Annotated in this window: 19 protein-coding genes; 5 read left to right on the top strand and 14 right to left on the bottom strand. The window is 70.4% G+C overall.

Annotated features, from left to right (window positions below; all coding sequences use genetic code 11):
• Positions 1–320: 320 nt before the first annotated feature.
• The 5 genes from QI554_RS21635 to QI554_RS21655 form a co-directional block, all read right to left on the bottom strand.
• Entirely contained in the window at positions 321–593 is a 273-nt protein-coding gene (locus QI554_RS21635) for a hypothetical protein (RefSeq protein WP_281471826.1), read from the bottom strand.
• Positions 594–807: 214 nt separating this feature from the next.
• Positions 808–975 (bottom strand): hypothetical protein, encoded by a 168-nt coding sequence (locus tag QI554_RS21640; RefSeq protein WP_281471827.1) that lies wholly within the window; start codon positions 973–975, stop codon positions 808–810.
• Between the two features lie 156 nt (positions 976–1,131).
• The gene (locus tag QI554_RS21645; RefSeq protein ID WP_281471828.1) at positions 1,132–2,022 is read right to left on the bottom strand and encodes an FtsK/SpoIIIE domain-containing protein; all 891 of its coding nucleotides are present in this window, start codon (positions 2,020–2,022) and stop codon (positions 1,132–1,134) included.
• Positions 2,013–2,510, bottom strand: coding sequence for a hypothetical protein (locus QI554_RS21650; protein WP_281471829.1), 498 nt, complete (start codon positions 2,508–2,510; stop codon positions 2,013–2,015). Before QI554_RS21650 ends, QI554_RS21645 begins: the two co-directional genes overlap by 10 nt.
• A gap of 3 nt (positions 2,511–2,513) precedes the next feature.
• Entirely contained in the window at positions 2,514–2,861 is a 348-nt protein-coding gene (locus QI554_RS21655; protein ID WP_281471830.1) for an SCO3933 family regulatory protein, read from the bottom strand.
• A gap of 145 nt (positions 2,862–3,006) precedes the next feature.
• On the opposite strand from QI554_RS21655, the gene QI554_RS21660 reads away from it, so the two are divergent.
• Together QI554_RS21660 and QI554_RS21665 are read left to right on the top strand one after the other, a co-directional pair.
• Positions 3,007–3,756, top strand: a complete 750-nt coding sequence (locus QI554_RS21660) for an XRE family transcriptional regulator (RefSeq protein ID WP_281471831.1) — start codon at positions 3,007–3,009, stop codon at positions 3,754–3,756.
• Positions 3,757–3,768: 12 nt separating this feature from the next.
• Positions 3,769–4,239, top strand: coding sequence for an NUDIX hydrolase (locus tag QI554_RS21665; RefSeq protein ID WP_281471832.1), 471 nt, complete (start codon positions 3,769–3,771; stop codon positions 4,237–4,239).
• Here the strand turns inward: QI554_RS21665 and QI554_RS21670 are convergent.
• The 3 genes from QI554_RS21670 to QI554_RS21680 form a co-directional block, all read right to left on the bottom strand.
• Complete coding sequence (locus QI554_RS21670) at positions 4,207–4,779, bottom strand: HD domain-containing protein (protein ID WP_281471833.1); 573 nt, start codon at positions 4,777–4,779, stop codon at positions 4,207–4,209. The genes QI554_RS21665 and QI554_RS21670 overlap by 33 nt on opposite strands.
• A 127-nt stretch (positions 4,780–4,906) precedes the next feature.
• The gene (locus QI554_RS21675; protein ID WP_281471834.1) at positions 4,907–5,236 is read right to left on the bottom strand and encodes a hypothetical protein; all 330 of its coding nucleotides are present in this window, start codon (positions 5,234–5,236) and stop codon (positions 4,907–4,909) included.
• A gap of 784 nt (positions 5,237–6,020) precedes the next feature.
• Positions 6,021–6,593 (bottom strand): hemerythrin domain-containing protein, encoded by a 573-nt coding sequence (locus QI554_RS21680; RefSeq protein ID WP_281471835.1) that lies wholly within the window; start codon positions 6,591–6,593, stop codon positions 6,021–6,023.
• 438 nt (positions 6,594–7,031) lie between these two features.
• On the opposite strand from QI554_RS21680, the gene QI554_RS21685 reads away from it, so the two are divergent.
• The gene (locus QI554_RS21685) at positions 7,032–8,006 is read left to right on the top strand and encodes a sigma-70 family RNA polymerase sigma factor (protein ID WP_281471836.1); all 975 of its coding nucleotides are present in this window, start codon (positions 7,032–7,034) and stop codon (positions 8,004–8,006) included.
• Between the two features lie 133 nt (positions 8,007–8,139).
• Positions 8,140–8,379, top strand: coding sequence for a hypothetical protein (locus QI554_RS21690; RefSeq protein WP_281471837.1), 240 nt, complete (start codon positions 8,140–8,142; stop codon positions 8,377–8,379).
• Positions 8,380–8,493: 114 nt separating this feature from the next.
• Here the strand turns inward: QI554_RS21690 and mscL are convergent, their stop codons facing one another.
• The 6 genes from mscL to QI554_RS21720 form a co-directional block, all read right to left on the bottom strand.
• Complete coding sequence (gene mscL, locus QI554_RS21695) at positions 8,494–8,943, bottom strand: large conductance mechanosensitive channel protein MscL (RefSeq protein ID WP_281471838.1); 450 nt, start codon at positions 8,941–8,943, stop codon at positions 8,494–8,496.
• A 160-nt stretch (positions 8,944–9,103) separates the two neighbouring features.
• A complete protein-coding gene (locus tag QI554_RS21700; protein ID WP_281471839.1) occupies positions 9,104–9,853 on the bottom strand; it encodes a CpaB family protein in 750 nt (249 codons plus the stop codon).
• Between the two features lie 470 nt (positions 9,854–10,323).
• Entirely contained in the window at positions 10,324–11,133 is an 810-nt protein-coding gene (locus QI554_RS21705; RefSeq protein ID WP_281471846.1) for an S-methyl-5'-thioadenosine phosphorylase, read from the bottom strand.
• Between the two features lie 58 nt (positions 11,134–11,191).
• Positions 11,192–11,518 carry an FmdB family zinc ribbon protein gene (locus QI554_RS21710; RefSeq protein WP_281471840.1) on the bottom strand — a complete coding sequence of 109 codons (327 nt, stop codon included), beginning with the start codon at positions 11,516–11,518 and terminating at the stop codon, positions 11,192–11,194.
• A 37-nt stretch (positions 11,519–11,555) separates the two neighbouring features.
• Complete coding sequence (locus tag QI554_RS21715) at positions 11,556–12,809, bottom strand: MFS transporter (protein ID WP_281471841.1); 1,254 nt, start codon at positions 12,807–12,809, stop codon at positions 11,556–11,558.
• Positions 12,810–13,086: 277 nt separating this feature from the next.
• Entirely contained in the window at positions 13,087–14,574 is a 1,488-nt protein-coding gene (locus QI554_RS21720) for a potassium/proton antiporter (RefSeq protein ID WP_281471842.1), read from the bottom strand.
• A gap of 248 nt (positions 14,575–14,822) precedes the next feature.
• Between QI554_RS21720 and QI554_RS21725 the strand changes: the two genes are divergently transcribed.
• Positions 14,823–17,798, top strand: coding sequence for a penicillin acylase family protein (locus QI554_RS21725; protein WP_281471843.1), 2,976 nt, complete (start codon positions 14,823–14,825; stop codon positions 17,796–17,798).
• The last annotated feature ends 113 nt before the right edge of the window (positions 17,799–17,911 follow it).

Below are 17,911 nucleotides of genomic sequence, written 5' to 3' on the forward strand. Positions count from 1 at the left end.
GGCGTGCGGGTCTTCCTGCCAGCACGCGCAGCGCGACAGATGCCAGCCACAGCGCCCGCATTCCTCGGGGATGTCGCACACGCAGTCACGGCCCAGCCAGCCGCAGCCGGGACAGTGGTCGTCCAGGTCGCTCGCGCGCCAAACGGGTTGAACCGGGGGTGGCTGCCGGGTGCAGTCGCGGAGGCTCACGAGGCGGCCGTGTGTCCGGTGCCGTGGCAGGTGGGGCAGTGCTTGGTGCCGTGGGTGGTGACCACCACGGGGAAGCCACCACAGTTCTTGCAGGGCATGGCAGGTGTCCTTTCTCCGGCGTGAGGCCGGGGTTAGAGGTTGGGCAGGTGCGGGCAATCGGGGTCGGTGCAGCAGCGCACCGCCGGGCCCGGGGCGATCGCGGTGCCCGTGGCGAGCCAGCCGCCGAGGGACTGCACCTTGACCGGCTGGCGGCGTGCCGGCCGGGAGACGAGCCAATCGCGGCACTGGGTCGTGAACCCGTCGGCCAGCAGGCCACGTGCGCTGTCGGCGAGCCAGCCGCCGAGGGACTGCATCTGAGGCCCGTCGTCGCCGAAGAGGCCGCCGCCGAGACTTGCGAAGGACATGGGGTTTCCTCCCGTCAGGGGCGGGTGGCGTCGTCGTGCGCGGGTTCGGTGCCGGTGCCCCAGCAGTGCAGGCACAGCCCGTTCTGATCGGCGACGTGACGCCGGGACCTGCCGACCAACACTGGTGCGGTGGTGGCCTGTTCGCCGCCGCACATCGAGCACGGCACCGGTTCCGGCGCGGGTGCGGGAGTGCGGGGCTTACGGGTCGCGCGGGTCACGGCAGTCGGCCGTTCGCTTCGTCCGCTTGGAGGCGGGCGCCACGGGCGACGTCGGCGTACTCCGCGTTTCCGGGTTCGCTCGCGGCGATGCGCTCGAACAGGTCGGCTTTGCGGTCCATCAGCGCGGCGCGGTCGCCGATCCCGTCGATCGCATGGTTACGCAAGTCCCTTATCAGGGCGCTCACTTCGCGGGGCGTTGGACGGTCGGGCATGGGTTCCCCCTTGGTGTCGGTCGGTTCCGGGCATGGGTCGGGTAGGGACGTGGCGTGAGGCAGTCACGCCGGCCGTAGGGGGGCGGGTGGTGCGGGCAGCCGCGAAGGTCAGGCGGCGGTGCCCTCGAACACGGGCTTGAGGACCGAGCCGCCGGCGTCGAGCACGCCGCACGCGAGGTCGAACAGGTCGCGCGGTTCAGTCGCCAAGTGCCGGTAGCTGTTGGCGAGTTGGGCCACGTGCTGTTCGTCGACCTGTGGGATGCGGACCCGGGCGAAGCCCTTGCGGCCCTCCAGCGCGGTCGTGGCGACCCCGATGTACTTCGGGTCCTGGAGGAAGATCGGGTGCGCGTCCGGGTAGAGCCGGATCGCCGAGCCGAGGCCGGCGTCCGCCGCCTCCATGGTGGCGACCGCGAACGCGACCTTCGCCGGGCACACGTCCCTGATCTGTGTCGGGATCGCGTCGCCGGTGCCCTTCTGGGTCAGCAGCACCGTGAAGAACCCGACGCTGCGGCCCTTCTTGACGAGCTGTTCGACCATCCAGATCAACTTGTGCGCGGCCTCCTGATCGGCGCGCGAGACGCCGCGGCCGGTGTGGAAGAAGGTGTGCGCTTCGTCGATCACGAGCACCACCAGCGGCCACAGCCGCGATGGCCCGACGTGCCAGAAGTTCTTGACGTCCAGGTGCGCGCGGATCGCGCCCTGCCGGTCCTGCATCAGCTCGTACATGCCCTCGACGAGTTCGAGCGCCGCGCCGAGGTCGTCCCCGAGGTGCGCGAACGCGCGGTCGGCCACGTCGTCGTAGTCCGGGCCGCCCTTGCCGTCGATGAACCCGAACTGCACGTACGGGCATGGCGCGAGCTCACCGACCAGGTGCATCACGAACTGCGTCTTGCCGTACCCAGGGAGCCCGACCACGGTCATGCCCGGAACCCCGGACAGCCGCAGCCACGACACCTCGCGCGACTCGTCGCGGCCCAGCAGCACCCGCGTCAGGCCCATGACGTCCGCCGCTCGGGAACGTACGGCTCGGTCAGCGGGTCCGTCAGCACCGCACGGACCTTCAGCACCCCGGGGACGTCCTGCTCCACGGTCACCCGCTCGCAGCGCCACGCGTTGCGCAGGTGCTCTGCCTGCTTCTGAACCTCCGCGAGTCCGATGCCCGGCAGCGTGCCCACCCGGGCGGTGAAGCCTCCAGCGATCGGCCGCGCCCGGAATTTCGGGACCTCGACCGCCGGCATCCGGCCCTGCGGCAGACGCGGGTCGGACATCCAGCGGAAATCCCGCTTACCCGCAGTCGGTTCCTCCCACTTCAGGCCCAGGCTCTGCGCCAGCTCGACCCACGTCCGCTCGGCACGACGCGCCAGCCGCAGCCCCGCCCGCTCCTCCGGCGCCAGGCCGACCAGGTAGCGGACGCGCCACACGCCGTACGTCACCAGCGGCGAGCACAGTCCGGCCAGTTCGAACGCGACGGTCACGTCGGACGCCATGGCTCAGGCCGCCTGTCCGACGAGCGCCAGCGGCACGACCGCCACCGCGCGGAACGCGATCCCGCTGGTCTTGGTGCCGTTGTTCTCCATCTCCCACGACCGTGCGACCAGGCCGGACATCGTCAGGTGCGATCCCGGCGCCAGGCCCTCGCCGATCCCCGACTCGGGGACGGTCACCGTCAGCAGCTCCGCCGAATCGTCGTAGATGAACGTCACCGTCACCGACATCAGCAGCTCGCCGGTCTCGTAGTCGGCCGCCTGCTCCTTCGTGCGCTTGTTCTTGATCTTCGGCACGGGCGGCATCGCGAGCATCATCGTCGCCGCCGTCGTGTCCACCGGGAAAGCAGGCACCTTTGTCTCCTTGGGAGTTCGAGCTGTTCTTCCGACACCACAAGGAGACCGCCAGCGGCGGGGACGAAGGGACCTCCGCTATGGACGCCTAGGGACGTTTCGGCTACCTTGAAAACGTCCCTACGTCACTCGGGGGTGCGTGGACATGGCGAACGAACGCCTGCGAAATGCTCTTGTCGCCAAGGGAATTGGTGTCAGCGATCTCGCACAGCACGTCGAAGTGGATCCGAAGACCGTTGAGCGGTGGATCACCAAGGAACGCGTCCCTCACCGGGCGCACCGCATGAAGACGTGCAGCTTCTTAGGCGCGGACGAGGTCTACCTGTGGCCAAGCGTCGAGGACAACCCGCAGACGCTGTCCGCAAGTCAGACCGAACTGGTCAAGCTCTACCCGCACCGGGGAGCCGTCCCGGCGCCGTTGTGGTCGGCGCTCATCGACGGCGCTCAGGACTCCATCGATCTCCTGGCGTTCGCGGGGTTGTTCCTGTCCGACACACGTCCCGACCTGGCGGACGTCTTGGCGGCGAAGGGTAGTTCGGGGACGCAGGTGCGCATCCTGCTCGGCGATCCGGACAGCCCGGCTGTTCGGGCCCGCGGGGACGAAGAGGGGATCGGAGATGACCTCGCGGCCAGGGTGCGGCTTGCGCTGAAGTACCTGCGACCCGCGATGGGCGCGCCCGGGGTCACGGTCAAGCTGCACGGCACCGTGCTCTACAACTCGATCTACCGCTTCGACCGTGACGCGCTGGTGAACACACACGTATACGGCGCCCCGGCGGGGCAGAACCCCATGTTGCACCTGCGGCAAGTGCCCGGCGGTCGCGTGTTCGGGCACTACATGAAGAGCTTCGATCAGGTCTGGGACGGCGCGACGACAGTGCAGTTCGAAGCGTGACAAGCTGAGGCCATGGGCCGTATCGACTACCTGAACGATCCGAACGCGCCGGCGGCGAACAGCTTGGTCCCGTCGGTCACGGCAGTGGCGACCGACGACCAGGGCCGAATCCTGTTGGTCCACAAGACTGACAATGACCTGTGGGCCCTTCCAGGCGGCGGCATGGACCTCGGCGAGTCCATCTCGCACGCGGCCGTACGCGAGGTGAAGGAAGAGACCGGGATGGACGTCGAGGTGACGGGCATCATCGGGATCTACACGAACCCGGGGCACGTCATGGCGTACGACGACGGCGAGGTCCGGCAGCAGTTCAGCGTCTGCTTCACCACCCGACTCCTGGGCGGGACGCTGACGACGAGCAGCGAGACCAAGGAAGTCGAGTTCGTTGCCGTCGAGCGACTCGCCGAGCTGAGCATTCACCCGTCCATGCGAATGCGTATCGACCACTACCTAGAAGGTCGCCCTGCCCCGTACATCGGTTAGCCGTTCCTCGGTGCGATGGACCGCGGCGCGCAGGTACGGCCGGGCGTTCGTGATCGCCTGATGAACCGGGTCGCCCGGCTGGTAGCGGACGAGGATCTCGTCAATACGATCCTCGAAGTCCAGTGATTGGCCCTGTGGCCCGGTGGTCATGTCCGCGTAGATCAGTGCGTCGAGGACTGGACCGTCCTCGCGTTCGAACGCCGATAGTTCGACGCTGAGCCCGCGCTGTTCAGCCTCGAAGACGGCTCCCGAGTGATGCGCGATCAGGCAGCACAGCCGTCGGCTGGCGCCGAGGGACTCGGCGAAGCGGGATCCATCCAACGGGTGGAAGCCCGTCGTCCGGACATCATGCGCGTAGCCGATGTCGTGGAGCCAGGCACTGGCCACCAGCAGATCACGGTCACCCTCGGGCACCGCGTCGGCGATGGCCTCAGCCTTCTTGGCGACTGCCTGGACGTGTGCCCACCGGTCCCCGAGCGGTGGCAGAAGTTGCCCCGCCAACTCGGCGGCGTCCGTGATCACGTCAAGGTCAGTACCCATGCTGTCCACCGTAGAGGTTTGCTGTTCCGACGCCTACGGGCACCGCGGTCGACGCACTCGGATCACGCCAACGGTGTCTAGTGCCATGTGATGGTTGACGGCTGGCCTAGGACGCGCCGGCCAGTGCTTAGACCCAGTTCGCCCATCCGAAGGTGAAGAGGTAAGCCCGGCGCGCCGCGTCCATGCCTCGGATGCCCCGCAGGAACATGACCACTAGCGCTCCGAAGAACAGTGCGCCGAAGGCACCAGCCACGAGGGCACCGGCGGCGGGACCCGCGAAATAGCCCACGGCCGCACTGGCAACGAACACAATTCCCAGACCAAAGTGTGCAGTGGGCAAGTCTGCACGCACCACTTCCCGTAACGCCTTGCGCGTCGCCCGCATGTCGGAGTTGTACCGCTCCCGCGCCGCTTCTGGATCGGCCTCGGATCCCTCGGGCCACCGCTGCACCGTCATCCCCCTTCGGTTGGCCGGAGCCTGACAGCGTCAGCTCCCACCTGCGCCTACTAGCCAAGTAACAGTGTGGCGACATCGTCAAGCATCATCCGAAGCCGTTGCGTCAAGCATCACCCGGAATACGACAGCGTTCGGCCGGTGAAGGTGAGCTAAGAGTTTCCCTACGTGTTCAAGCGCGCCGCGCGGCCCTAGCCGGCGACTCGCCGGCCGGGCGTGCGGCGCAAGCGCCGGTCCCGCCCGGCGGCCGCCGGAGGGCCGCAGAGCAGCGTGCGGCGGGCATGAAGCACTTGGGGCTCTGCCCCAAACCCCGGCCCTCCCTCGGAGGGTGGCGCCGGCGCGGAGGCTGCGGTTATCGGGTGTGGTGGGGGTCCGGGGTGGTTCCCTCCTCGGTCGGTCACCGGAGGCGTACCCGGAACCCCGGAGGGGCGCAACGGCAGGCGCGAAGCGTCACGTTGTGACCGTTGCGCCCCTCCGGGAACCCGGGTCCGTGCAGGCATGCCCGACCGAGGAGGGAACCACCCCTCAGCCCGCAGCGTGACGTGCGTCAGCCCCGCTCAGCACCAGGGCTCCGACATCACCAGTCGACATCAACAGGCCCACACACGGGCGGATCCGGGTGGTTGCCGGCGGCCGCCGCAGCGAGGCCAGGACCCGTGAGGATGGCGTTCCGGGCGAACTCCTAAAGCGGGTGTCGCAGGTTCGAATCCTGCCTGGGGCACAGCACGCGGCCCAGGTCAGACGCCCTCTGACCTGGGCCGAAGTCGTTTTCGGGGCCCGTGCGCGGTCAGGCCTTTTGGGGTCTGATGTGGCCGTGCAGGAGGGCGCGGATGCGGTCGACGAATTCGATCGTGGCCATCGACAGGGACTCGTACTCGGGCGGGGTGTCGGGGGTGTGCAGGTGGGGGTGGTCGTCCGAGTGGGCCATGGCGCGGCGGGCGTCGGCGCCCATGGTGGCGAGTTCCTCGGTGGACACGCTGCGGCGGAGTTCGACGAACAGGCCTTCTTCGTCCTCGTGTTCGTGGCGGGTGACCTCGTCCTCGAGTTCGGCCACTAGACGGTCGAAGTCGGGGTCGTCCGCGTCGCGGTTCTCCAGTTGCTTGAGCGTGCGCTCGATCGCGCCGAGGTCGTGGACCTCCTTGTCGACGAGTGCCTTGCCGTCGGTCAGGTGCTTGCGGACGGCGGGGTGGAGGGACTCCTCCTCCGCCATCGCGAGCCGGACCAGTTCGACGGTCAGGGCGTTGACCAGCCGCTTGCGCTCGGGGTCCCCGTGGGGCGCCGCGTCGAGCGAGTCCAACATGTGGTCGACGTCGCGATGGTCGTCCGTCAGCTCCCGAATGATGTCTTTCTCGCCTGCCATGGCTCTGCACCGTCTTTCACCTGGGTGCGGTCGTGCGGCTGGTGCTCTCGGCCTGGCCGCATCGCTGCGGGCGATCCAGGAAGGATCATGAGTGACCTACCCGGCTCGACGGCGCGGTAAAGGCGGGCGCCGAGCCGGGGCGGTCCGGTGTCCGGGACGTGGATGAGGACTCCCGTCGGTTGGCCGGGGTACCCATTACGGCGTAGCGGCAGCGTCCCACCGAATCCGCTCCCGGGCGTCTGCCGGGTTCGGGGGGTGGTGGTGGAACACCTGGGGGCGCCCGGCCGTTACTCGGACGTGTGCGCCGTGGGGGCGCAGAGGCGGGACGTCGACCGGCCGCAGGCCAACCTTTCGAGCGTACACCCGTGGGTGGAATATCACCGGTTGCTCGCTTGTTGGGGATTTACGACGAACGCTATGGAAAGCGAGGGTCAGAGCATGCCGACGACACGGGGCGTTGCCCGTCAGGGAGCCGATCGGGTGGCCGCCTCGCGTACGCGAAAGGCCGCGGACGCGGAGCGCGACACGGTCGGTGTGTACCTCGACGAGATCAGCCGGACGAAGCTGCTGGACGCCGCCCGCGAGGTGGAGCTGTCGCAGGCCATCGAGGCCGGGCTGTACGCGGAGCAGCTGCTGGAGGAGGGCGCCCTGCCGAAGGGCGCGACCGAGGACGAGCTGCGGGCACTGGTCGAGGAAGGCCGACGGGCCAAGGACGAGTTCATTCGCGCGAACCTGCGCCTGGTGGTGTCGGTGGCGCGCCGGTACCCGCGCAGTGGCATGCCGTTCCTGGACCTGGTGCAGGAGGGCAATGTCGGACTGGTGCGCGCCGTCGAGAAGTTCGACTACCTGAAGGGCTTCAAGTTCTCCACGTACGCGACGTGGTGGATCCGCCAGGCCATCACCCGCGCGATGGCCGACCAGGCGCGTACGGTGCGCCTGCCGGTGCACCTGGTCGAGGAACTGGGCAAGATCCGGCGCGTGCAGCGGGAGTTCGCCCGCGACCACGGCCATGAGCCGGACTTCCCGGAGATCGCGGAGGTCCTCGGGTCGACCCCTGAGCGGGTGGCCGACGTGCTCGGCTGGGCGCGCGACCCGATCAGCCTGGACAGCCCGGTCGGCGACGACGGCGAGACGGAACTGGGCGAGCTGGTCCAGGAGACCGACCCGGTCACGCCGGAGGACGTCGCGCTGGCCGAGATGGAGCGCAGCCAGATCGCGGACCTGGTGGGCCGGTTGGACGGCCGCACGGCGACGATCATGCGCGCCCGTTACGGCATGATCGACGGCAAGCAGCACACACTCACCGAGGTCGGCAAGCAGCTCGGCCTGACCCGCGAGCGGATCCGGCAGATCGAGAAGCAGGCCCTCGTCGAGCTGCGGCACCTGGCGGCCGAGCAGGGACTGGCCGCGTGACACCACGACACGAGCGACAGCCCCACGACCCCGGGACCGGCACGGCGCCTCCCGGGGCCGCGGTGCGTCGGGTGGCTAGTGTGGAGACGGCAGGACGGGCGGCAGGCCCGTAGGTAGCGGAAGGCAGAACGGCATGGCGGAAGAGCGCGAGGCCGCGCGCGGTCGCGGCGAGGACGCGGCGGCGGGGCGGCAGGGCGCGCCCGCGCGGCGTGTGTCCGGCCGGGACCTGTTCGGGTTCGACGGCGCCGACCTGCTGCCCGACCGCACCGCCGACGAGCGCGACGCGGGCTGGGGCGACGAGCGCGGCACCGCCTCGGATTCCGCCGCCGACCTGCGCCGGTTCCTGGACGAGAAGCCGCCGCACCACCTCTGAGGTGGGGCGCCGCGCCCTGCGGTGGCGCCGCGCGCCTGTGGTGGCGCCCCCGGACGCCATGGCCGCCGGTGCGGTGGCCCCGGCGGCCATGGCCTGGGTGGGTGGGGTCTGTGGTCAGGTCCGGGAGCCTGCGCCGCTGGTCTGGGGGCCGGGCTGCTCGGCGAGGAGGTCGCGGATCTCGGTCAGCAGCTCGTTGTCGGTGAGCCGTTCCGCCTTGGCCTGGCCGAGTGCTCGGGCGCGGCGGTCCATCATGTGGTTGATCGGCAGCACGAAGATGAAGTAGACGACCAGCGCGGTGATCACGAAGGTGAGCAGAGCGCTGAGCACCGTGCCCCACAGGATGAAGACGCCCTGGGTGACGTTGCCGGCCGCGTCGACCGCGCAGGGGCCCTTGAGACAGGACCTGTAGCTGTCGAGGTCCTTCGTGCCGAGCGCGCCGACGAGCGGGTTGATGACGCCCTTGACGAACGAGTTGATCACCGTGGTGAACGCGGCGCCGATGACGACCGCGACCGCGAGGTCGACGACGTTGCCGCGCATCAGGAACTTCTTGAAGCCACCCATAGGTGGATCTCCTCCAACAGGTCGTGGTGTGGACCGCCGCTGTTCCGTCGCGCGAACGTCGGTTCGTTCGCAGGTCTGATCGGTCCGATCGTCCATCAATCGGACTATTGGAGCAAAAGCAGCCTACGTTGCATACGTAGCAATCCGTAGGATTCTGGCGTCAGTTACCGTCGGTGGCAACAACGCCGCCGGGCGTGCCGCGGATCGTGTACGTCAACGGCGCGCCGACCGCGGCCCCGGCGAGCGCGGTCGCGGACTCCGCGGGGACCGACAGGATCAGCAGCCCGCCGCCGCGGTCCGGCGAGCCTTCCGGGCGGGCGAGCACGACCGCGTCGCGCGCCACCACACGCGCGACGGCGGTGCCTGGACGGGCCGTGGGCCCGAGCAGGCTTGATGCTCCGTCAGGGACCGGGCCGGCGAGCACGTCGACGCGGTCGCCGGGACGGAGCAGCCGTGCCGCGTCCGCGTCCGCGAACCGCACGGGGAGCGCGACGCCGCCGGGCAGGCCGCGCAACTGCGGTCCGACGAGCCGCACATCGGTGATCGGCTCACCGCGCCGCACCGCGGCGGCGAGCGCCCGCCCCTGCGTGTCGGAACGGTGCCGCAGGGCCCGCGCGGGCACGTCGGCGGGCGCGAACCGGGCCGTGCGGAGATCGCCCGGCCCGGGGACGGCACCGGTGTCGAGATCGTGCGCGGCGACCAGCACCGGCACGGTCGGCGGCGAGGGCGGCCGGGCGGCGAGCAACCCGGCCCCGACGGCCAGCGCGGCCGCGGCGGCCGCCAACGGGCGCCGGTAGCGGGCGACGAACAACCGCACCCCGCGCAGCCGCGCGGCGACCGAGCCGGCGGAACCCTCGGACCGGGACGGGGCGTGGGCGGTGCGGGTGGCACGGGCGAGCGAGCGGACCATCGAACGACCTCCGTCGGCGGGGACTGGGCGACCGGGATCCACGGTGCGGCGCCGAGACCGCCCGCACGAAATCGCCGACGAGGAGGCTGTGGACAAGCGCGAAGTGGCGATTCGGCTGTGGACAACAGACCGCCGACCGCGCGGCCGAGGAGGACAATCCGTACGCGCGCCCGTAGGCCAAGCCCGGGCACATGCAGCCGTTCCGAGTGGGCGGCGTGGGCGTGAGACGTGTAGCGGGAGGGCGCGGCCGGCGCGCGGGCGACGGCAGAGCGCGCTGGAGCCGGCGTTTCGGCTGCCGAGGCAGGGAGGGGCCGCGGGACCGAGCGGGAGCTCCCGGCCGCATCCGCAGCCCGGTCCGCAGGGCGGGGGGATGATCGCCGGAAGCCGCCTCAAGCGGCCCCGTCAACGCGAAAGCCCGGCGGGTCCGGACTCCCGTCCGGCCCCACCGGGCCTCACACATAAACCAGCCGCTACTCCGGCAGCGCCACCGCGTCCGCGCCGCAGGCGCAGGTGCGCTCCGCCGGAATGGTCGCGACCACGTCGAAGAGCAGCGTGCGCAGGCGGCCGACGTTCTTTGCGAAGACCTCCAGGACCTCCGCGTGGGTGACGCCCTCGCCGGCTTCGACGCCCGCGTCCAGGTCGGTGACCAGGGCCATCGCGGTGAAGCACAGGCCCAGCTCGCGGGCGAGGACCGCCTCTGGGTGGCCCGTCATGCCGACGATGGACCAGCCCTGGGCCGAGTACCAGCGGGACTCGGCGCGGGTCGAGAAGCGCGGGCCCTCGATGACGACGAGCGTGCCGCCGTCGACCGGCTCCCAGTCGGCGTTGCGGGCGGCGGCGACCGCCGCGGTGCGGCCCGACGGGCAGTACGGGTCCGCGAACGACGTGTGCACGACCGGTGCCGGCGCCCCGTCGAAGTACGTCTGCACGCGGCCCGACGTCCGGTCCACCAGCTGGTCCGGGACGACCAGGGTGCCCGGCCCGAGCTCCGCGCGCAGTCCGCCCACGGCGCACGGCGCGACGACCTGGGTCACACCCGCGGCGCGCAGCGCCCACAGGTTGGCCCGGTAGTTGATGCGGTGCGGCGGGATCGCGTGGTCGCGGCCGTGGCGCGGCAGGAACACCACGCGGCGTCCGCCGACCTCGCCGAAGAACAGCGAGTCGCTCGGCGCGCCGTACGGCGTGTCGACCGGGACCTCCACGACGTCCTCGAGGAACGCGTAGAACCCGGAGCCGCCGATGACGCCGATCTCCGCGGGGGCGACGCCCTCGGGCAGCACGCCGGCTGCCGCGGGGGCGGTCTGCTCTGCCTGAGCTGCCACGCCCGTCACCGCGCGCTCAGGAGGCGGACGCGGTGGACGTGGACGTCGACGAGCCGGAGCCCGACGACGTGCTGGACGAGCTCGAGGAGCTCGACGAGCTGTCGGACGACGAGCTCGAAGACGGCGACGAGGACGACGCGGCGGGAACCGTCGACGAGCTCGACGACCCGCGGCTGTCGGTCCGGTAGAAGCCGGATCCCTTGAACACGACGCCTACGGCCGAGAACACCTTGCGCAGCCGCCCCTGGCAGGCCGGGCACTCGGTGAGCGCGTCGTCCGTGAACTTCTGGACGGCCTCAAGGCCCTCGCCACAAGCGGTGCACTGGTACTGGTACGTCGGCACGGTCAGGTCCTCCTTAGCAAGACAGGTGCTGGCACTCTCACCTGCCGAGTGCCAATGGTGCAGCATCCACCGGAGCTACGTCCACCGTGGCGGGCTCCGGAGCCGCCTTCGCGGGCCGCAGGACGCGCTGTCCGAGCCCGACCACGAGCAGGCCGCTCGCGGCCGTCCCGAGGGTCAGGACGAACGCCGGGCTCGCGCCCGTCGCGTCGGTCACAACGCCCGCGAGCGTGTTCCCGAACGCCAGGCCGAGGCCGATCGCGCCGGTCAGCCAGGTGAAGGCCTCGGTCTTCGCGGCGACGGGGACGAGGCTTTCGACGAGCGTGTATCCGGTGATGATCGTCGGCGCCAGGGCGAGTCCGCAGACGAGCGCCACCGGCACCATCACGGCCACGTTCGGCACCGCCCACAGCGGCGCCGTGCCGACCGTGAGCAGCGCGAAGGCGACCATGAGCCGCCGGTTGGCGGCCCCGCGCCACACCATCGCCCCGAACACCGCGCCCGCTATCAGGCTGCCGCCCGCGAACACCGCGTACAGGGCGCCGGCGAGTCCGGCGCGCCCCGATTCCTCCGCGAAGGCGGTGATCGAGACCTGGACGCTCCCGAACACCGCTCCGATGGACACGAACGCTCCGACGAGCACCTTTACTCCCGCGACGCGTATCGCGGAGGCGTGCCGGGGCCCGTCCGCCGCGTTCCGGCGGGCCGGCGCGGTGGAGCGCTGGGCGGCGAACAGCAGCGATCCGACGACGGTCAGCACGGCCTCGACCGCCAGGCCGAAGCCCGGGTCGACGCCGGTGGCCAGGAAGGTCGCGACCACGGGGCCGACGACGAACGTGAACTCGTCGGTGACCGACTCGAACGCGAACGCGGTCGGCAGCAGCGGCCCGCCCTCCAGCTTGGCGACCCAGCGGGCGCGCACCATCGAGCCGATCTGCGGCACGGACGCGCCGGCCAGGACGGAGGACGCGAACACGGTCCACGTGGGGGCGCCGCTCTTGGCGCAGATGATCAGTGCGGTGACGGCCGCGCCGTGTACGAGAGCGCCGGGCACCAGGACGGCGGCCTGCCCGTACCGGTCCGCGAGCCGACCCGTCTGCGGTCCGACCACCGCGAGGGCGACGGCCATGGCCGCCGCGGCCGCGCCGGCGACACCGTACGACCCGGTGGTGTCCTTGACGAGGAGAACGATTCCGAGGCCGAGCATCGCGTACGGCAGGCGCGCGACGAGGCCGGGGGTGAGAAAACGCCATGCGGATGGCGTGCGGAGCAGCGTGGTGTAGGTGGAGATCACGCGGCTTTCTGCTTCCTGCCGCCTGGTAGCGCAACAGGGTTCCGACAGGTGGAGACCCCGGTGCGCCGAGAGCTGTCCTCTAAGCGCCGACCGGGGTAGATACCGCCTCTGACCTGCGAGAACAAGGCCTTCGTGAGGCAGCCGCCGTGCGGCCGCGCCAGCTCTGCGTCAGGCAGAGTTGGTCCGTTTCATTGCATGCCATCCCGCGCGTGACCACAGGCATGGCTGATTTACTGCTAAATCGTACAACGTTGAGAAGAACACGCCGAGCGGGGCGTCAATTCCCCCGTTCGCCCAGCCACCCGGCGAGCTTGCCGCCGCGGCTGACCGCGCGCAGCCGCCGCTCGGTCGCGTCGCGGACCTCCTCGGTGGTCACCACCAGCAGGTCGTCGTCCCGCTGGAGCACCGTCGTGGGGCCGGGCACGAAGCTCTCCGCCCCGCGCACCACGAGCGTCACCGCGGCGCCCTTGGGCAGCCGCAGCTCGCCGACCTCGACACCGTGTATCCGCGACCCGCTCGGCACGCTCACGGACAGCAGGTGGGCCCGCAGCTTCTCCAGAGGCGCCGACTCGACGCCGAGGTCGGACGACTCCGGGCTGCCGCCGAAGCCGACCTTGCGGGCGATCCACGGGAGCGTGGGGCCCTGCACCACGGTGAAGACGATCACCAGCACGAAGGTGATGTTGAACAGCCGCTCGGCGTCCGCGACGTTCTCGACGATGGGGATGGTCGCGAGCACGATCGGCACCGCGCCGCGCAGGCCGGCCCACGACAGGATCACCTGCTCGCGCCACGGCACCCGGAAGGGCGTGGTCGACACGACGACGGACAGCGGCCGCGCCAGGAGCAGCAGCACGGTGCCGATGACGAGCGCGGGCACGACGGCGCCGCCGAGCTCGTGCGGGGTGACGAGGAGGCCGAGCAGGACGAACAGGCCGATCTGGGCGATCCAGCCGACGCCCTCCGCGAAGCCGCGCGTCGCCGGCTTGTGCGGCAGTTGGGCGTTGCCGAGGATCAGCGCCGCCACGTAGCACGCGAGGAAGCCGCTGCCGTGCCCGAGCGCGCCGGCCGCATAGGCGAGCACGCACAGGGCGATGACGGCGATCGGATAGAGGCCGGACGCCGGCAGCGCGATGTGCCGCAGTCCCCAGGAACCCACCTTGCCGACCGCGAATCCGATGGCCGCGCCGATCCCGAGTTCGAGCACGATCTCGCCGACGACCTGGTACCAGGGGTGCGAGCCGGTCTGCGCGAAGGTGACGACGAGGATGACGACGGGCGCGTCGTTGAAGCCCGATTCGGCCTCGAGCAGCCCTGTCAGCCGCTTGGGCAGCGGCAGGGTGCGCAGGACCGAGAAGACCGCCGCGGCGTCCGTGGAGGACACGATCGCGCCCATGAGGATGGCGGTCGACCAGTCCGTGTCGAGCACGAACCGGGCGGCCACCGCGGTGACTCCGACGCTCACGCCGACGCCGACGGTCGACAGGACGGCGGCGGCAGGCACCGCCGGCTTGATCGCCTCCCAGTTGGTGCTGATGCCGCCCTCGGTCAGGATCAGCACGAGTGCCGCATAGCTGAGCGTCTGCGTCAGTTCCGCGTTGTCGTAGCTGAGTCCGAGGACGTCGCCGCCGATGAGCACGCCGAGCCCGAGGTACAGCAGGAGGCTGGGCATCCCGGTGCGGGTGGCGAGGCGTACCGCGACGACCGCGACCAGCAAGACCAGTGCGCCGAGAGCGAGGACCTGGTTCAGCTCGGCCACGGACACGTAACGGCTCCTCCGATGGTCGGTCGTCGGTCGGTCCGGCCACTTCGACGATCGGACGCGTCGTCAACTCTTCGATTGATGTGCGGCACGGGCAAACTGATGCTTCATTACCTTCGCCTGGCAAATATTTTACCAAAGTGAACGATCCGGTTGTCGTCGCCCGGAGACCGTCCGGGACCCGCGCGTCGATCGGTCGGCGGCGCACCGCTCTAAGGTGTCCCTTGCCGCACCCACCGTGAAGGATCTTGATGCCCGCCTCGCCTACGCCCGGCCCGGAGCAGCCCGAGTCGTCCGTCGAAGCAGCAGCCGCCGAACCCGCCGCAGAGGGCGTGGAGGAGAGCGCGGCGGAAAGCACCCCGGAACCGGCGCTGCCGCCGGGTGTTCAGCACGTCGCCGAACGCCCCGCGCCGAAGGAGGGCGCCAAGCCCAAGCGTGCGATCCGCCGCCTCCGCAACGCCGCGATCGCGTTCGTCGTGCTGCTCGCCGTGGTGGTGGGCGCGCTCGGCTGGTACGCGTACGACCTCAGTCGCCGCTCGTTCCCCGACCTCGACGGCAGCAAGAAGCTCCCCGGGCTCAGCGCCCGAGTGGAGGTGCTGCGCGACAAGAGCGGCATCCCGCAGATTTATGCGGACACCCCCGAGGACCTGTTCCGCGCACAGGGCTACGTCCAGGCGCAGGACCGCTTCTGGGAGATGGACGTGCGCCGCCACATGACGGCGGGCCGGCTCTCCGAGATGTTCGGCTCCGGCCAGGTCGACAACGACAAGTTCCTGCGGACCCTCGGCTGGCGGCGCATCGCCGACCAGGAGGTCGCCAAGCTCAGCCCCCAGGCGCGCAGCTACCTGGACGCCTACTCGGCGGGTGTGAACACGTACCTGAAGACGCACAAGGGCGACAACCTCTCGTTCGAGTACACGCTCCTGGGCTTCGTGCGCGACGACTACAAGCCGGAGCCGTGGACGGCCGCCGACTCCGTCGCGTGGCTCAAGGCGATGGCGTGGGACCTGCGCAGCAACCTGCAGGACGAGATCGACCGGGCGCTGCTGTCCGACAAGCTGACGGTCAACCAGATCGACGAGCTGTACCCGCCCTACCCGTACGAGCGCAACCAGCCGATCGTGCCCACCGGCGGCGTCGTCAAGGACCCCAAGAACCCGGCCGTCGAACGCTTCCAGCAGGACGCCCCGGCGGCCATGCCGTCGCAGAGCGCGCAGAAGGCGCTCGTCGACCTGTCCAACGCGCTGTCGCAGCTGCCGGCGCTCTTCAGCGACCAGGCGTCGGGCGTCGGCTCGAACTCGTGGGTGGTCGCGGGCGGCCATACGACCACCGGCAAGCCGCTCCTGGCGAACGACCCGCACCTGTCCGCGTCGCTGCCCTCGGTCTGGTACCAGATGGGCCTGCACTGCCGCACCGTGGACGCGGCGTGCCCCTACGACGTCTCCGGCTTCACCTTCTCCGGCATGCCGGGCGTCGTCATCGGCCACAACCAGAAGATCGCGTGGGGCTTCACGAACCTGGGCGCCGACGTCACCGACCTGTACCTGGAGAAGGTCAACGACACCGGCTACCTCTACGAGGGCACCTACCAGCCGTTCGAGGACGTCCACACCGAGGTCATCAAGGTGTCCGGCGGGAAGGACCGCACCATCACGGTGAAGTCCACCCGCCACGGCCCGATCGTCTCCGCGGCCGCCGACGAGCTCAAGGACGTCGGCAAGGAGGCACCCATCCCGGACCCGGGACCGCAGCGCGAAGAGGGCTTCGCCGTGGCCCTCCGGTGGACCGCGCTGGACGTCGGCACCACCATGGAGTCGCTCTTCCAGCTCGACCGCGCCGTCGACTGGAACAGCTTCCGCGAGTCCCTGCGCGGCTTCGACGTGCCCTCGCAGAACGTCATCTACGCGGACGTCGACGGCAACATCGGCTACCAGGCGCCCGGGCGCATCCCCGTGCGCCGTAGTGGTGACGGCCGCTGGCCCGTGTACGGCTGGGACTCGAAGTACGAGTGGGACTCGTACATCCCGTTCGACTCGCTGCCGAACCGCTACAACCCGCCCGAGGGCTTCATCGTCACCGCGAACAACGCCGTGACGCCGCCGACGTACCCCCACGTGCTCACCACCGACTGGGGCTACGGCTCGCGCAGCCAGCGCATCATCGACATGATCAACGCGCAGCCCAAGATCGACCCCGGGGCCATGACGCGCATGCAGATGGACGACCGCAACCCGATGGCGGAGGTGCTCGTCCCGTACCTGCTGCGCGTCGAGGTGAAGGACCCGTGGGTCCGCGAGGCGCAGAACCTCCTGCGGGGCTGGGACTTCCGCCAGCAGTCCGACTCCAAGGCGGCCGCCTACTTCAACGGCGTGTGGCGCCAGCTGCTGATGCTCGCCTTCGGCGACAAGATGCCGCTCTCCGTACGCGCCACCACCGACTGCCAGACGGACAACAGCACCGGCAAGACGCCCTGCGGCAAGCGCGACGACTCCACCGCGCAACCGGACGGCGGCGACCGCTGGTTCGAGGTCGTGCGCAACCTGCTCCCCGACGCCGAGAGCCCCTGGTGGAACATCTCCCCGGACCCCGGGAAGATCACCACCCGCGACGCGCTGCTCCTCAAGGCGATGACCTCCGCGAAGAAGGAGCTCACCGCGAAGATGGGCAAGGACATCGACACCTGGACGTGGGGACGCCTGCACACCCTGGAGCTCAAGAACCAGACCCTCGGCACCGAAGGCCCCGGCGTCGTCAAGTGGCTCATCAACCGCGGCCCGTACGAACTGGGCGGCGGCGAGGGCCTGGTGGACGCCACCGGCTGGAACGCGGCGCAGGGCTACGAGGTCACCACAGTGCCGTCCATGCGCATGGTCGTCGACCTGTCCGACCTGGACGCGTCGCGGTGGATCAACCTCACCGGCGCCTCGGGGCACGTGTGGCACGACAACTACACCGACCAGACCGAGCTGTGGAAGAAGGGCCAGAGCCTTCCCTGGGCGTTCACCCGCCCGGCCGTCGAGGGCGCCGCCAAGCACACGCTGGGCCTGGAGCCGGACGTCCCGCCGCTGTCGCCACAGCAGATGCCGCAGCAGCCGGGACAGCCGGGACAGCCAGGACAGCAACCCGGGCAGCCGGCGCAACAGCCGGGCCAGCAGCCCAGCCAGCCCGGGACGCCGCAGTCCGCGACGTCACCCACGCCTACGGCGACGTCGACGCGCAAGCAGTAGGCGAGCGGTAGAACAGCCGGCCACAAGCAACGACGCGGCGGAGCACGCACACATGCGTGCTCCGCCGCGGCGGTATGCGCCGCGCCCCCGACACCGCCGTGAGGACCGCACCG

Source organism: Yinghuangia seranimata, assembly GCF_029953285.1.
Classification (GTDB): Bacteria; Actinomycetota; Actinomycetes; order Streptomycetales; family Streptomycetaceae; genus Yinghuangia; species Yinghuangia seranimata.